This window comes from Streptomyces beihaiensis, from assembly GCF_026274175.1.
Lineage (GTDB): Bacteria > Actinomycetota > Actinomycetes > Streptomycetales > Streptomycetaceae > Streptomyces > Streptomyces beihaiensis.
In genome coordinates this window covers 18,022-33,831 of sequence record NZ_JAPHNL010000001.1, presented here as the reverse complement: position 1 = coordinate 33,831, position 15,810 = coordinate 18,022, and the positions used below count along the sequence as shown (strand labels likewise).

12 protein-coding genes are annotated in these 15,810 nt (G+C 68.5%); 7 read left to right on the top strand and 5 right to left on the bottom strand.

Annotated elements, in window-relative coordinates; all coding sequences use genetic code 11:
* The first annotated feature begins 24 nt into the window (after positions 1-24).
* The 5 genes from OFY01_RS00120 to OFY01_RS00100 all read left to right on the top strand — a co-directional run bounded on the left by OFY01_RS00120 (position 25) and on the right by OFY01_RS00100 (position 6,099).
* Entirely contained in the window at positions 25-1,008 is a 984-nt protein-coding gene (locus tag OFY01_RS00120) for an ABC transporter permease (protein WP_266595025.1), read from the top strand.
* A gap of 1 nt (position 1,009) precedes the next feature.
* Positions 1,010-1,963 carry an ABC transporter permease gene (locus OFY01_RS00115; protein WP_266595023.1) on the top strand — a complete coding sequence of 318 codons (954 nt, stop codon included), beginning with the start codon at positions 1,010-1,012 and terminating at the stop codon, positions 1,961-1,963.
* The gene (locus OFY01_RS00110; RefSeq protein ID WP_266595021.1) at positions 1,960-4,095 is read left to right on the top strand and encodes an ABC transporter ATP-binding protein; all 2,136 of its coding nucleotides are present in this window, start codon (positions 1,960-1,962) and stop codon (positions 4,093-4,095) included. Before OFY01_RS00115 ends, OFY01_RS00110 begins: the two co-directional genes overlap by 4 nt.
* A 38-nt stretch (positions 4,096-4,133) precedes the next feature.
* A complete protein-coding gene (locus OFY01_RS00105) occupies positions 4,134-5,810 on the top strand; it encodes an ABC transporter family substrate-binding protein (protein WP_266595258.1) in 1,677 nt (558 codons plus the stop codon).
* Positions 5,811-5,949: 139 nt separating this feature from the next.
* The gene (locus OFY01_RS00100; RefSeq protein WP_266595019.1) at positions 5,950-6,099 is read left to right on the top strand and encodes a hypothetical protein; all 150 of its coding nucleotides are present in this window, start codon (positions 5,950-5,952) and stop codon (positions 6,097-6,099) included.
* Positions 6,100-6,867: 768 nt separating this feature from the next.
* On the opposite strand, the gene OFY01_RS00095 is transcribed toward OFY01_RS00100, so the two are convergent.
* Genes OFY01_RS00095 through OFY01_RS00085 form a run of 3 tightly spaced genes read right to left on the bottom strand, consistent with a single transcriptional unit; the run spans position 6,868 to position 11,012 of the window.
* On the bottom strand, positions 6,868-8,268 hold the full coding sequence (locus OFY01_RS00095; RefSeq protein WP_266595017.1) for an acyltransferase family protein: 1,401 nt from the start codon (positions 8,266-8,268) through the stop codon (positions 6,868-6,870).
* On the bottom strand, positions 8,265-10,433 hold the full coding sequence (locus OFY01_RS00090) for a bifunctional polysaccharide deacetylase/glycosyltransferase family 2 protein (RefSeq protein ID WP_266595016.1): 2,169 nt from the start codon (positions 10,431-10,433) through the stop codon (positions 8,265-8,267). Before OFY01_RS00090 ends, OFY01_RS00095 begins: the two co-directional genes overlap by 4 nt.
* 27 nt (positions 10,434-10,460) lie before the next feature.
* Entirely contained in the window at positions 10,461-11,012 is a 552-nt protein-coding gene (locus tag OFY01_RS00085) for a hypothetical protein (protein ID WP_266595015.1), read from the bottom strand.
* Between the two features lie 305 nt (positions 11,013-11,317).
* On the opposite strand from OFY01_RS00085, the gene OFY01_RS00080 reads away from it, so the two are divergent.
* Both OFY01_RS00080 and OFY01_RS00075 read left to right on the top strand, forming a co-directional pair.
* The gene (locus OFY01_RS00080; protein WP_266595013.1) at positions 11,318-12,355 is read left to right on the top strand and encodes a glycoside hydrolase family 26 protein; all 1,038 of its coding nucleotides are present in this window, start codon (positions 11,318-11,320) and stop codon (positions 12,353-12,355) included.
* Between the two features lie 208 nt (positions 12,356-12,563).
* Positions 12,564-14,000 (top strand): outer membrane protein assembly factor BamB family protein, encoded by a 1,437-nt coding sequence (locus OFY01_RS00075; RefSeq protein ID WP_266595011.1) that lies wholly within the window; start codon positions 12,564-12,566, stop codon positions 13,998-14,000.
* A gap of 55 nt (positions 14,001-14,055) precedes the next feature.
* Here the strand turns inward: OFY01_RS00075 and OFY01_RS00070 are convergent, their stop codons facing one another.
* Both OFY01_RS00070 and OFY01_RS00065 read right to left on the bottom strand, forming a co-directional pair.
* A complete protein-coding gene (locus OFY01_RS00070; RefSeq protein ID WP_266595009.1) occupies positions 14,056-14,532 on the bottom strand; it encodes a hypothetical protein in 477 nt (158 codons plus the stop codon).
* On the bottom strand, positions 14,529-15,770 hold the full coding sequence (locus OFY01_RS00065) for a molybdopterin-dependent oxidoreductase (protein ID WP_266595007.1): 1,242 nt from the start codon (positions 15,768-15,770) through the stop codon (positions 14,529-14,531). The genes OFY01_RS00070 and OFY01_RS00065 overlap by 4 nt, the downstream gene beginning before the upstream one ends.
* Positions 15,771-15,810 lie beyond the last annotated feature (40 nt).

Sequence of the window (15,810 nt, the reverse complement as noted above, 5' to 3'; positions counted from 1 at the left end):
TCATCCCCGAAAGGGCGGCGAAAAGTGCTGCGATATATCGCCCGCAAAGCGGTCGGCTGGTTCTTGATGATCGTTCTGGCGACAAATCTGACCTATTTTCTCGCCAACGCATTCCTTAAGCCCGCTTCCAATTACACGGCTTTGCGGCCACCGCGAACTCCAGCCCAGATCAACCATTCGCTGGCCCTCTACAACCTCAACCCGAACACGCCAGTGCTGGACCGCTGGTGGCACTGGATGAGCGGGATCGTGCTGCACTTCGACTGGGGACGGTCCCCCACCGGCGGCAGCGTGAACGACCAGGTCGCCTACCGCATCCTGGTGAGCGGACAGCTGGTTCTGGGGTCGACGATCCTCGCCATCGTCTTCGGGGTCGCCCTGGGCGTCTACACCGCGTCGCGACAGTACAAGTTCAGCGACCGCGCGTGGCAGGGACTCTCGGTGCTGTCCTTCAACACCCCCTCAGCGGTGGCGGCGCTCGCCGTCGTGCTCGGGGCCATCGCCTTGAACCAGGCGCTCGGCACCACGCTGCTGCCGGTCGCGGGAGCGCAGAACCCCGACGTCTCGGGGTTCTGGGGGGTGTTCGCCTCCAGGTTCACGCACGCGATCCTGCCGACCATCTCACTCACCTTCATCTCCTACGCCGGGTACCACCTGCTGCAACGCTCGTTGCTGCTGGACCACATCAACTCGGACTACGTCCGCACCGCGCGGGCCAAGGGGCTGACGAGGCAACAGGCGATCTACCGACACGGGCTGCGGACCTCGATCATCCCGGTCGCCACCCAGGTGGCCTTCGCGATGCCGGCGCTGTTCACCGGTGCGGTGATCACCGAGACCGTCTTCGCCTGGCACGGCATGGGTGAGTATTTCGTCAAGACGATCAGCACCAACGATGTGCACGGTGCCGTCGCAGTCGCTGCCTTCGGCGCCTTGATGACGGCCATCGGCGCCATTCTCGCCGACGTCGTCATCGTGGCCCTCGACCCCAGGATCCGGGTGAGCTGACATGGCCATCAACACACCTAGCCACGGCCCGGAAACCGACAGTCCACTGCCCCCCGACACCGAAGGCGCCCACACGGGCGAGACGGGCAGGAGGAAGCGGCTCTCCCCGGCCAAGCTCTACCTGCGTCGCTTCACGCGCAACAGGCCGGCGCTCGCCGGGCTGGTCCTCTTCTTCCTGCTCGTACTGTTCTCGATCGTCGGCCCCTTCCTGACGCACTGGAACTACCAGGAGGCGGACTTCACCTCCCTCAGCGTCGCGCCGGGCGTGGACGGGCATCTCTTCGGCACCAACGGCGCGGGCAACGACACCTACGCCCAACTGGTGCACGGCCTGAGCAGGTCGATCATCATCGCGGTGTCGGTCTCGCTGCTCACCACCACCATCGCTGCGCTGTTCGGTACGACGGCCGCCTACTTCGGCGGCAAGGTCGAACGGGCGATGCTCGGGTTCGTGCACTTCCTGTTGATCCTGCCCTCGTTCCTGATCATCGCGCTGGTCGGCACACACTACCGGGGCCAGTGGCAGGTGCTGGTCGTGGTACTGACGGTCTTCGGGTGGATGCTCACCTCCCGAGTGATCTGGTCGCTGGCGACCTCGCTGCGAGAGCGCGAGTACGTCATGGCCGCCCGTTTCATGGGCGTCAGCCCGCTGCGCACGATCCTGCGACACCTGGTGCCCAACATCGGTTCGCTGCTCATCGTGACGTTCACGCTCGGCGTCGCCTCGACGGTGCAGGCCGAGACCGCGCTGTCCTTCATCGGCTTCGGCGTCAAACAACCCGATGTCTCGCTGGGCACCATGCTCGCGGACGGCCAGCACACCCTGTCCACCGCTCCCTGGCTGTTCTACCTGCCCGCCGTCATGGTCGTGCTGCTCACCGTGGCGATGGCTCTCATCGGAGACGGTCTGCGTGACGCCCTCGACCCCACCTCACAGTCTGGAGGCCGCGCATGATCGACCAGCGCACCGTCGCGTCCGAGTCCGGGACTGCGCAGCCACTGCTGTCGGTACGCGACCTGAAAGTAACCTTCCCCTCCGAGGCCGGCCGGGTCGACGCCGTCCGTGGCGTCTCCTTCGACCTGCACCGCGGCCGGACCCTGGGCATCGTGGGCGAATCAGGCTCGGGCAAGTCGGTGACCTCCATGGCCCTCATGGGGTTGCTGCCCGACTACGCCTCGGTCTCCGGCCACGCCACGCTGGGCGAGGACAACCTCCTGGAACTCGACGACAAACAGCTCTCGAAGGTCCGCGGTCGGCAGATGGGCATGATCTTCCAGGATCCTCTCTCCTCGCTCACCCCGATCTTCAGCATCGGTTCGCAGATCGTCGAGGCCCTGCAGATCCACCAGAACCTGTCGTCCGCCGCGGCGTGGAAACGTGCGGTGGAGCTGCTGGACCTGGTCGGTATCCCCAATCCGGACCGGCGGGCCAAGGGGTTCCCGCACGAGTTCTCCGGCGGCATGCGCCAGCGCGCGGTCATCGCCATGGCGATAGCCAACGATCCCGACCTGATCATCGCCGACGAGCCGACCACCGCCCTCGACGTCACCGTCCAGGCACAGATCCTCGACGTGCTCAAGACCGCCCAGCGCGAGACCGGCGCGGCCGTCATCATGATCACCCACGACCTCGGCGTGGTGGCGGGCTCCGCCGACGACGTCGTGGTCATGTACGCCGGACGGTCCGTCGAACGCGCTCCGGTGGACCAGTTGTTCGCCGCGCCGCGGATGCCGTACACCATCGGCCTGATGGGTGCCATCCCTCGGCTGGACTCCAGCGGCCGGGACGCCCTGGTCCCAGTGCCCGGCACCCCGCCACTGCTGGTCGACCTGGCCGACGCCTGCCCGTTCGCCGACCGCTGTCCCGTGGTGGAGGACGCCTGTCGGGAGGCGGAACCCCCGCTGTCACCGGTGGGCGGCGCCGAGGCGGAGACCACGGCAGCCGCGCACCTGACCGCGTGCCGCCGCTCAGCCGAGATCAGCGACGGCGCCATCGACGGCGCCACCGTCTACCCGGTGCCCGAACGCCGCGTCACTGAGAACGCGTTGTCCTCCGGCGAGGAACGGCGCACGGTGCTGGAACTCTCCGGCGTCACGAAGACCTTCCCCCTGACCAAGGGCGGTCTCCTCAAGCGCAGGGTGGGCACCGTCTTCGCCGTCAACGGCATCGATCTGACCATTCATGAGGGCGAAACCCTCGGGCTGGTCGGGGAATCGGGGTGCGGCAAGACAACCACCCTCCTGGAGATCATGGGCCTCAGACCGCCGGAGCAGGGCCGCATCGCCATCCGTGGCCGGGACGTGGCGGAGCTGCGGCGCAAGCAGGACATCAGCGAAGTGCGCCGGGACATCCAGATGGTCTTCCAGGACCCCATGGGCTCCCTCGACCCACGCATGACGGTCTTCGACATTCTCGCGGAGCCGCTGCGCGCGGTGGGAGAACGCGACAAGAAGAAAATCGCCGCGCAAGTGGCGGAACTGATGGACCTGGTGGGTCTCGACCCGGAGCACCACGAACGGTTTCCCGCCGCGTTCTCCGGGGGACAGCGTCAGCGCATCGGCATCGCCCGAGCTCTGGCGACCAGGCCGAAGCTGCTCATCCTCGACGAACCGGTCTCCGCGCTCGACGTGTCGGTACAGGCCGGTGTCATCAACCTGCTCAACGACCTCAAGGCCGAACTCGGCCTCTCCTACCTCTTCGTCGCTCACGATCTGTCGGTGGTGCGCCACATCTCCGACCGCGTGGCGGTGATGTACCTGGGACGGATCGTGGAGACCGGCTCGACCGACGCCGTCTTCAACAAGCCAAGGCACCCGTACACGAGGGCCCTGCTCTCGGCGATCCCGCTGCCGGACCCGGTCGCGGAGCGCACCCGGGAACGGATCCTGCTCAAGGGTGACCTCCCCAGTCCGACCGACGACCGGCCCGGATGCGGATTCATCACCCGGTGTCCGCTCCACCTGACGCTGTCGGATCCCCAGAAGGAACAGTGTCGCGGAGTGACTCCGCGGCTGACCGAAAGGGGGAGACAGGACCACCGCGACGCATGCCACTTCGCGGACACGTTCACCACGGCAGACAGCTGACCTGAAAGGCCGCCATGAGAAGACTCGCACTGGGCGGGATGGCACTCGCCGCCGCCGCTTCCCTCGTTCTATCGGGGTGCAGCGGTGGCAACACCGACAACTCCGGGAAGAAGAAGACCAAGGGCGCCACCTCGGAGGCCCAGGTACTCACCGCGTACAACCCGCAGCCTGCGAGCAACCTGAAGCAGGGCGGCAAGATGACGTTGCCGATCGTCGAGATCCCCGACCAGCTCAACGGACTTCAGGGCAACGCGTCCCTGTACACCTCAAAGATCGACTGGTTCTACCAGCCGCAGCTGTCCTTCAACGATCCGAAGGGCAACATCACCTTCAACAAGGACTACCTCACCGACGTCAAGATGACGACGGTGGCCGGCAAGACCCAGGTCACCTACGACATCAACCCGAAGGCCAAGTGGAACGACGGCCAGGAGATGGACTGGACGACCTTCCGGGACACCTGGCACGCGCTGAACGGCAAGGACAAGGACTACGTCGTCGGATCCAGTGACGGCTACTCCAGCATCGCCTCCGTGAAGAAGGGCAAGAACGCCAAGGAGGCGATCGTCACCTTCGACGGACCGTTCGTCTACTGGAAGTCACTGTTCTCCAACGTCATCAACCCCCACATCGCCACGGCCGACGCGTTCAACAAGGCGTACGTCAGCAAGCCGCACCCGGAGTGGGGCGCCGGCCCGTACACCATCTCCAAGTTCGACGCCAAGGGCGGCACGGTCAGTTACAAGCCCAACCCGAAGTGGTGGGGTGCCAAGCCGCACCTGGACGAGTTCACGTTCGTGCAGATGGAGGAGAGCGCCTCCATCAACGCCTTCAAGAACGGTCAGATCGACGCCGTCCACCCGCAGGACGCCGACCAGCTCAACCAGGTCAAGTCGGTCAAGGGCATCGACGTGCGCCGCGGCACGACGACCTCCAACAACCTGCTGGTCTTCAACAGCACCTCGCCGCAGCTGAAGGACGTGGCAGTACGCAAGGCGCTCATGGAGGGCATCGACCGTTCGCAGCTCGCCAAGATCACCTTCCAGGGGCTGAACTACACGGAGCCGCTGCCCGGCTCTTTCCTTCTGTTCCCCTTCCAGAAGGGGTACCAGGACAACTTCGGCAAGCTGGTGAAATTCAACGCCGACCAGGCGAAGAAGGACCTGGACGCGGCAGGCTGGAAGGTGGGTTCGGACGGGATCCGGGCCAAGGGCGGCCAGAAGCTTGAGCTGACCTTCCCGACCATCGGTGACCGTGCCACCACCAAGGCCAGGGCCACCGCACTGGCACAGATGATGAAGAACATCGGCGTCAAGCTGACGATCGACGCCCACCCCTCCGCCGACTTCAACAAGGTGTTCACCAAGCGCGCCTTCGACATCTTCGGTATGGGCTTCATCTCCAGCGACCCGAACGGCATCCTGTACATCTGCCAGATGTACTGCTCCGACTCCAGCCTCAACGTGTCGCGTTCCGTGCCGAAGAGCATGGACAAGGAGACGAAGGCCGTGACCGACCTGCCGACCCTGGACAAGCAGATCAAGGCCGGCAACAAGGTCGAGCTCCAGGCCATGAAGACCTACGGCATCATGCCCACCCACAACGGCCCCACCATCTGGGTCGTGAAGAAGGGTCTGGCGAACTTCGGCGCGGCTCAGTTCTACGGCAACTACGGCACCCTCGGCCCGCCCGAGCTCATCGGCTGGGCGAAGTGAGCCCGTAGAGGTCGTCCTCAGCTCGGACCTCCCACACCCGCGGTCTCGGCCACGCTTCCGTGGCGGAGACCGCGGGTCTGCCGATACGTCGCCGCTCGTGCTGTGCTCAGTGGCCGGGCGGTCAGTGAGCAGATACAACATGCGCACTTCTTCCACGAAGCGGAAGTCGCAGCGGTGCCCCTGGATACGTCAAATGCGGCGCGGTGTGCACGACGAGGTCATCGGGGACAGCGTGAACGACGGAGAGATCTGCTTCAGCGACAACTACCGGGACCGGTGCGAGGAGTAGGGGTCGGGCGCCGGCTTCCAGTTCGGCTTCCCCCCGCTCCGCAGTTCAACCTTTGCCCGCGGTGCGCCGACTGCGTCTGCGACCGCTGCCGGAACACCGGACAGGGCATGTGTTCCTGAAGTGCCCGCCCGACACGGCGGCCGAGGCCCTCGCCTCCCGGCAGCAGGGGCCGCAACGCCGCGGTGTCCGAGCGTTCGTACGCCGTCGGGCAGCGGAGCTGCCAGACTTTCTATGTGAACACGGGCTGCCAGCTGGTGAGCCCGCGGTGCTCCACAGAAACCAGGGGCCGCCTACTGCCCCGGTTGCGGCCACCGTCTCGCCCAGCCCGACCCGTGCGGCTCGTGCCGGAATCCGCTGCCCAGGGCGCGACCTTCTGTCCCTCCAGCGGCACCTGGAGGTGGCAGACACCGTGCGGAAGGCCGCACGTGGCGAGTGGGAAGGTCCCAGCCGCCGCGTGCGGACACCGACGGTAGGCGGACACGGTAGTACCGCTCCTCCGCTCCGCTGCCCGTGTCGCCTGGCACGACGCCGAGAGGGCCACCGGCTGTGCGCCGGCGCTGCTTCGAGGGCCGACATCCGCCGGGACGAGGTGCCCCCTTGCACGGTCGAGCCGGGAGCGTCACACCCGTCAGCCGTACGTCGGCGGTTTCGGCGAGGTGGCCCGTCTCACTGGTGTGCACGTACAGGTCGCGGCCCGTGGGGTGGAGGGTCTTGTCAGGCGAGAGCCCGTCCACGTTCTCCGCCGATCCACTGCCCCTGGTGCCCCGGCTACTTCCGGCGCTGCCCCCTGGGGCGGCGCGGATAGGGAAAGAGCCGCGGGCGGCGCTTGGCCGCCACGTCCTCCACCCAGCCGAAGAGCACCAGTGCCAGCACGATGAGCGGAATCGCCACCAGCAGCGGGAACCACTGGCTGGTGAGCAGCCAGTGCAGGTGGGTGTAGAAGAAGTCGTTGTTCCACAGCGGTGCGATCAGCGGCTCGGTGAGCACCAGCGCGAGACAGTGCCACAGATAGAGGCTGACGGCCCGGGAGTTGAGCAGGGTCACGACTCCGTTGAACCGTTCCAGCCTCGGCGGCCATTTCTCCCACGAGGGGCTCAGATGGAGCAGGAGCAGCACGCTGCCGAAGGACCAGATCGCCTGAGCCAGCGGCACCGCCTCCAGGTCGGGGCCGATACGGGGCTGGTCCACCGGTGCCTGTTGCAGCCACCAGTAGCCGAAGGCGAGTACCAGCGGCGCGACGGAAGGAACGACGTACTGGGGTATGCGGCGGAACAGCCCCTCGTGGTGGGCCATGCCGAGGAGCCAGCAGGCGGCGAAGGTGGTGAAGTCGGTGATCGTCTCCATGACACGGCCTGACTGGTCGACCAGGCCGGAGTTGAGGAACGCCGAGAGCGCCAGCGGCAGCAGCAGGGTGACCCAGGGCAGTCTGCGTACAGCCTTGAGCATGAGCGGGGACAGCAGCATGAACCAGAGGTAGGCACGCAGGTACCACAGCGGCACGACGATCTGCTGTGCCCAGGTGTCCGGCACGTGGCCGCCGAAGCCGGCGAGGTGGGAGGCGAACGGCGGGGTGCTGACCGGCAGCACCCAGAACGCGAGGTGGATCCACCACCAGACAGGGTGGCCGCTGGAGTTCGGGCCCCACCCGTCGAGCATCATCAAGGGCAGAACGACCACGCCGAACATCCACATGGGGGGCAGCAGACGGCGCAGCCGCGACCGGAGCACACTCAGGGCGGGACGGCTGAGGGATCGGGCCATCAGCGATCCGGCCAGGGCGAACATCACCCCCATCGAGGGGAAGATCAATGGCAGCCAGGTCCACGAGAAGTTGTGGTAGATCACCACGCGGACCAGGGCCAGCGCTCGCAGCAGGTCCAGGTAGCGGTCGCGTCCAGGCTTGCGCGGCGGAGCCTGGAAGGCCGGAGCGGGCACCGGCTCGGACGCCGACGTGGAGGTCGGGCCGGGCAGGTCGACCGGGCCCGGTTCGTCGACGGGTCCGGAAGGTTGTACGGGTACGGATACGCGCCCGTACAGGTGTCCGGGTACGCGCTCGTCGTGGCGGGAGGCTCCACCCGACTGCGCCGCGAAGCTGTTCACCGCCCGCAGGGCCATGGTGGTGTCGCCGTCGGCCTCCAGCCCGGCTCTGCCCGATTCCGCGGTGGTCATGACGGCATCTCCCCCATGGTGACGTCGAGCCCGACCTCGCCGGTGCGGCGTAGCTTCTGCCAGCGCAGACGGCCTCCGGTCAGGGCGGTTATCCAGGACTGCAGCAGGACCATGTACATCAGCACCCGGTACACCACTTGTTGCAGGGGCAGGGTGATCAGATGCCATGCCTTCTCCCCGTCCAGGTGGAAGGACCACCAGGCCAGGACCGCCTGCGCGGCCATCACGCCGAACCACGCGCCCAGGGTCCTGTAGGGGTCGACGAAGACCACTCCGTAGACCATGGCGACGTCGATGGCGGGGGCGAGCAGTGGGGTGAGCACCATGAACACCGCGACGAAGGGCAGCCCGACGCGTCCGAAGTGACCGGCGGCGCCGCGCTCCAGCACCGCGTGCCGGTGCTTCCACATCGCCTGCATGGTGCCGTAGCTCCATCGGTAGCGCTGGGACCACAGCTGGCGCAGATTGCCGGGCGCCTCGGTCCAGGCTCGGGCCTTCTCGGCGTAGACGATCCTCCAGCCGCCACGGTGCAGGGCCATCGTGACGTCGGTGTCCTCGGCGAGCGTGTCGTCACTCATGCCGCCCACCTGCTCCAGCGCCGTGCGGCGGAAGCCGCCGACGGCACCGGGGATGGTGGGCATGCAGCGCAGCACGTCGTACATGCGGCGGTCGAGGTTGAAGCCCATCACGTACTCGATGTGCTGCCAGGCGCCGATCAGCGTGTCGCGGTTGCCGACCTTGGCGTTGCCGGCGACCGCGCCGATCCTCGGATCGGCGAAAGGCTGCACCAGCTCTCGGACGGTCGAGGGCTCGAAGACGGTGTCGCCGTCCATCATCACGATCAGGTCGTACGAGGCGGCGGCCACACCGGTGTTGAGTGCGGCGGGCTTGCCGCTGTTGGGCTGGCGGATGAGGCGGACCATCGGCAGGTCGAGCCCTTCCACGATGGCGGCGGTGTCGTCGGTCGACCCGTCGTCGACGACGATCACTTCGATGGGATGGTCGCTTCTGGCCAGTGAGAGCAGGGTGTTGGTGATGCATTCCTGCTCGTTGTAAGCGGGCACGATCACGCTGACGGGTTCGGTCACCGGGCTTCCCCAGGAGAAGCCCCGCTTGCGGGTGCGGCGCACATGGACGACCGAGAGCAGCAGCATGAGCGCGAAACGCAGGAAGACCGCGATGCCCACCAAGGCGAGCAGGGCGACCAGCCAGGGCATCAGGCGCACGGAGAACGTGGTGCACCACAAGAACGCCTTGCCGGCCCACAGGTCGTATCCGGTGACCCGGGTGTCGGCGCTGCCGGTGCCCAGTGCCTCGCCGATGGTCTTGAAGCTGTAGCCCTCGGCCTTGAGCTTGTCGATGATGAGCGGGAGGGCGGCCAGCGTCTGCGACCGGTTGCCTCCCGCGTCGTGCATGAGCACCATCTCGCCCTGGCCGGGCAGTTCGGGCATGGCCGCCTTGACGATGGCGTTGACGCCGGGGCGCTTCCAGTCGTCGGTGTCCTTGTTGATGAAGGCCACCAGGTAGCCGTCCGAGCCGACCTCCTTGGTGACCGGCCAGGACCAGTCGTCGAGTGCGTCGGCGGTCGACGAGTACGGCGGACGGAACAGGCTGGTGTGGATGCCGGCGACGCCCGCGAGCGCGAGCTGGGTCTCCCCGAGCTCCCAGCTGAGCCTGGTGCCGGTCTGCAAGGCGAGGTCGGGGTGGGTGAAGGTGTGCAGTCCGATCTCGTGCCCGCCCGCCACGATCTTCCGGATCGTCGACGGATTGCGGGTGACCATGGAGCCGGTGACGAAGAAGTCGGCGTGTACGTGCTTGTCGGCCAGGACCTTGAGGATCTTGGGCGTCCATTTCGACGACGGGCCGTCGTCGAAGCTCAGCACCACGGTCTTGTCGGGGATCGTGTAGCTGACCGGCATGTCGTTGCGGGCTCCGCGGGCGTCCACGATCGGCCCGCCCCGGAGCACGCCGGGCGGCACGGTGCCCTTGTCGACCGAGACCGCGACGCGTTCGTCGTGGAACACCTCGTTGTTCGCCATCCCGCGCAGCACCAGCAGCGCCAGCAGGGTCACCAGGACGGTCAGCGGCAGGAAGAAGCGCAAGGGAGGTGCGGCGAGCCGACGCGACAGTGGGGCGGCGCGCCGGGGGCGTTGGTGTCGGGACATGACCTTCCTGGACGTTGTCTGCGCTGATCAGGGGAGCATGGTCGAAGCGGTGGCGCCCGCTCCGGTTGCGGTGGCGCCGGAACCGGGGACGCTGCCGGTACTCAAAGCGATGCCCCTGCCGGTACCGGGCTTGGAGCTCGAACCGGCGCTGCCGGCCGAGCCGTTGCCGACGGCGGTGGCTCCGGAACCGGAGGCAGACCCGCCGCCGGTCACGGCCCCGCTACCGGCACCGGCACCCGGCCCGGGGCCCGTCGCCGTGCCCGACCCGCCGACGGCCGAGGAGCCCGTCACGGCGGTCGGGCTCGAACCGCCACCGCTACCGCTGCCGCTGCCGCTGCCGGTCTGTGATCCCCGACCGGTCCCGGTCGGGGGCGTGTCGGGGGACGGGCGCGCGGCGGAGTGCTTGCGGCCGGTGTGTTCGGCCGCGCCGGGAGGCGAGGGCGGCGGGGCGTTCACGTACTGGCTGGGCGGCGTGGTGTCGGCGGTGACGGGAACGGCGATCGCCGGTGCCCGCGACTGAGTTCCCAGCAGGTTGGAGACCATGGCCAGAAGACACCCCACGCATACGACACCGAACACCCACCCGGCTCCCCTCAGGCGGCGGCCGCGGCGACCCGTCCGGTCCACGAAGACAGGGGACGGTTCGGGTTCGATGGCAGGAACGTTCACCGAGGACCTCGGCTTTCAGTGGTTTCGCGTCGCCGCAGACTCCAGGGCGCCATGAAACTACTCGAACGTCTTGTGTCCGGCGGGCCGAATGTGCGATTTGCCGGGCTCGGTCCACCGTCCGTGACGATATCGAGATGAGAGTGGGAAAGTTGCGTGAAGACGCCTTACAATCCCGTTCCCCAACTCCATCCACCTGCCGATCGGATGCTGCGCGCATGGCCAGATCTCTTCGCCCCGGCTATCTGGTGAGCGCCGCGCTCGTCGTGGTCGTCACTCTGTTCGCGGCTTTCGCGTGCGGCGGGAAGGGGGCGGACGAGCAGACCGGAGCCCCCGGCACCACCGGCAGCACTCCCGAGGCCGCGGCCTCGGCCGCCGCCGGGAGTTTCGACGTCTCCTCGATGCTGCGTCCGTCCGGCCGGATGCTGGGCGTCGTCGACAACAAGACGCCGTGGCAGTACGGCATCGTGCAGACCTTCACGCGGCAGGCGGGGCGCGCGCCCGACCTACGTGAGTACTACACGACTTGGGGGGACGACTTCGACGCGGAAGGCAACTCCTTCCTCTGGAAGCACGGCCAGCTGCCGATGGTCGAACTGGTGCCGTCAAGGACCTCACTGGCCGATATCGCCGGGGGCTCCCAGGATGCCTACATCCGTCGGCTCGCCGCCCAGATCACCGCCTACCACGGCCCGCTGGCGCTCTCCTTCGCCGGGGAGATGAACGGCCCGTGGAACTCCTGGGGGCCCGGCCACGCCAAGGCCGCCGACTTCGTCGCGGCATGGCGGCATCTCCACGACACCTTCCGCAGCCTCGGCGTCACCAACGTGATCTGGGTGTGGAGCCCTCACGTCATCGACTCGGGCAGCCGGGTCGCACTGCGCCCCTACTTCCCGGGCAACGACTACGTCGACTGGGTCGGTGTCATCGGCTACTACGGGCCGATCGACGGTGACGCCTTCTCCAGCCTGTTCACGCCGACCCTGCGGTCGATCGCGGCCTTCTGCGGCAAGCCGGTGCTGATCACCGAGACCGCGGTGGCGCAGAGCAGCACCAAACAGGCGCAGATCCAGGACCTGTTCAAGAGCGCCGCCGAGGCGGGCGTCATCGGACTGGTCTGGTACGACCAGCGCAAGACGTGGCCCGGTGGCAAGCAGCTGATGGACTGGCGCATCGACACATCGGTGGGAGCCAGGGCCGCTTTCCGGGTGGAGTCGGCGCGGGCCGGCTTCGGCCACCCGTTCACCGGCCACTAGGGCCTGTCCGGCGGATCAGGTCGGATTCGGTCGGCTGTGCCGATCGGTGCCGCTGAGCGGGGCCTGGTGCGTCGAGAGGCAAGGCGGAGGAGGTCGGCGACGCGGAGCGTCGGCAACCGACGACAGCGCCGCACGTCGGCACGGACAGCACGGACAGCACGGACAGCACGGCGAACACCGGGCGCAGTGGGAAGTTGGGAAGCACGGGATGACGAAACGACCGTCGCCGCAGGAGGCCGCCGAGCCGGACGTCGGCTGGGCCTTCCGTCCCCGCACGCCGGTCGGCGCGCAGCCGGGCCACGGGCCGCTCGGTTCCGAAGTGGCGCCCGCCGCCGCCGAGGCACAGGTGTCCGCCACGGCGGACGGCCTCGCGTCCGCGCCGCCTCCGCCCGGCCCCGGTGCGGCGCGACCACGGCCCGTGAGGCGCCGGTGGAACGGACGCGGGACAAGGATCGCCCTGGTTCTCGTCGTCCTGGCGGCCGCGGGCGGCGTGGCCCTGGTGCTCGCGCGGGAGGACTCCGGTGCGGTCGCGTCGCGGCGGCTGACGCAGGCGTGGAAGGTGAGCGCGCCCGCGGCGGACGACGAGTTGGTCGGAAGCTGGCGCACCGGCACCCTGCTCGTCCGGGCCTCCACCCGTGGCGGGGTCAGCGCATACCGTCTGTCGGACGGGCATCGGATGTGGCAGACCACCGCGCCGGCCAAGGGCGACGTGCCGTGCGCGATGTCGCCCGCGCCGTCCGCACACGGCATCGGCACGGTGGGCTTCGGCCGGGACGGCAACTCCTGCACCTCGCTCGCCGGTGTCGACGTGGCCACCGGCAAGATCAAGTGGAGCGTTCCGCTGATCGGCGCGGGGCATCCCACCGCGGTGGCCGCCCAGACGTACATCCAGGGGAACACCGCCACCGTCATCGGCGAGAACTTCCTGGGCGGGCTCGACGTGCGAAACGGTCGCCGCGTGTGGGGCTTCAAGGCCCGCGGCTCCTACTGCAACGCCTATGACTGGGGTGCCGAGAAGGTCGTGCTGGTGGACGACTACTGCGTCGACCGCGAGAAGACGTTCACCTTCACCGCGTACGACGGCGCGACCGGAAAGGTGCTCTGGAGAAAGGCCCAGGGCAGCCACACGGAGGTGACGCACGTCCTGTCGGGCTCGCCACTGATCGCCGCCGTGCACACCCCGGTACAGGACAGCGTGCGTGTCTACGCTTCCGACGGCCGCAGCCGCAAGCTCGCCGTGGGCAACACCGAGGTGTCGCCGGGCAACGACTCCGCCGCGGACCGGTCCGCTCGACGTGTCGGCAACGTCCTCGTCACACCTGCCCAGAGCGCCACGGGCAGCGAGATCGACGGCTACGACATCGCCACCGGCGCCAGACTGTGGAGCCGCCCCCGCGCTGCGCTCGCCACGGAGGGGGACGCGGGCGGGGGCGGGGACGGCAAGGTGTATGCCGTCACCACCTCGGGCACGCCGCAACTTCTCCGGCTCGATCCCCGTACCGGCCATGCGACCCCGATCGCGCGACTGCCCGTCGGCGCCGGCCACGGCGGATTCACGGCAGGCACGGTGTACGTGACGCCGGACGGAGGGGTGCTCGAACTCGACGCTCAGGGCAAGGGCGGCGGCGTGCGATTCTACCGGTGACACCGGGGCGCGGAGGATGCCGACCCGCCGAGCCGTCCGGTCGGTCTGCCGCCGCTCAGCGAACGTCGCGCCGACGCCTCTCCCGCACGCCGCGCAGCACCAGAAGCAGTGCCGAGCCGCCGAACAGCGCCGCGGTGATCAGCAGCCAACGGGCCGCGAAACCGGTCGCCGGCAGTCCGGTGACCGACTCGTAGCGCCGGTCCACCCGGCCGCCGATCAGCGGGAACCACACGAGCAGCAGCAGGCCGCAGAACGCGGCCGGAACTCGCACGTACAGGACCGCAGCCCGCTGCCCCGCCGCGCCCAGTGCGCGCACGACGGCCCGGTCGGCGGTCGCGTACAGCGGCACCAGCACCAGGTCGTGCAGCAGTGCCGCCCCGACGAACCACAGCGTCACGCCCAGCCAGTCACCCGCGAGCAGCCGCACGCCGGCGTAGCCCGCGAGCGCGAACGAGCAGGCCAGCAGGGAGATCTGGAAGGGACTGCCCAGGACGGGCCTGGGCGGGCGGCGCGGCGCGCGCACACGCCTCATGACAGATCCCCGAACGTCATGCGCGTCACCCACTTGGTGTTCAGCACTCCGGGGGCGCCCGGCACGATGATCCGTGCCGGATACCCGTGGTCCGCGCTCAGCGGCTCCCCGTTGACGTGCAGGGCGAGCAGGGAGCGCGGGTCGGCCACCTGGTTGGCACGCAGGGCCCCGCGGCGGAAGGCGCCGCGCCGCTGCAGGGATTCGACGAGCACATCCGGCGGATGACCGTCGAAGCCCGCCAGAGCGGCCAGGTCCCCAAGCCGCACCCCGCGCCACCACTGGTCGGAGGTCGACCAGCCCTCGACGCAGGCGATGGGCAGTGCGACGCTGTACTGCTTCATGCGCAGCAGTTCGGCGCGGTCCAACCGGACGGTGCCACCGGGTCCCGTGACGGTGAGCCGCCAGGCGTCCTGGGTCGTCTCGGCCGGGTCGATGCCGAGGTAGGCGGCGGTCTTGTTGATCTGGAAACCGTTCGGCCCGGTCCCCGGCTCCGGTCCGCCGTGCGGGGAGAGCACCGCCGTCTGCCGCAGCGGCCCGTCGAAGCTGCGGCCGGCGTTCGTCGCGCACATCAGCAACGCCCCTCCCCCGACCAGCCACAGCGCCCCGCGGCGCGAGACGGTGGGCGGGTCGGGGCGCGGGGAGACCAGGTCGTCGTCGCGTGACGCGCGCATCGTCCGCACGGTGCGCAGCGCCTTCGGCACCTTGAGCACGGCGTGCGCGACGAACGCGGCGAAGAAGACCCAGGCGCCGTAGAAGTGAAGCGGGTAGAACGAGCCGGGGAAGACGTAGTCCAGCTGGATGTTCAGGACTCCGGTCGCGAATTCGAACAGCGCGCCCCCGACCAGGAGCAGCAGCGAGATCCGTTCCAGCCCGTGGGCGACCGAGCGGACCGGCGGCAGCGTGAACAGCCGGGGCACGACCGACCAGAGCTTGCCCAGCAGCACGGGGACCAGAGTGAGGCCGAGAGTGACATGGACGCCCTGCGTGAGCCGGTACAACCAGTACGGATCGGTCGGCCACGCGAAGAGGTAGAAACCGAGCAGCCCCTTGTCCGGGGTCTTGTCGTTGACCGGGGACAGGCCGGGGTTGTACGCGGCGTACGAGAGCAGGCCCGTCACGAACAACACGCCGACGCCGAAGAGCAGGACCAGACCGAGCACCGACGTGAGCCACGGGCCGCGCAGCGGGCTGCGCCAGAATCCCGGAGAGGTCGGAAGCCGTGAGGTGAGCTCGCGCATGTCCTGACCGTAGACCGGGACCGGCCCTCAGGACTGTCTG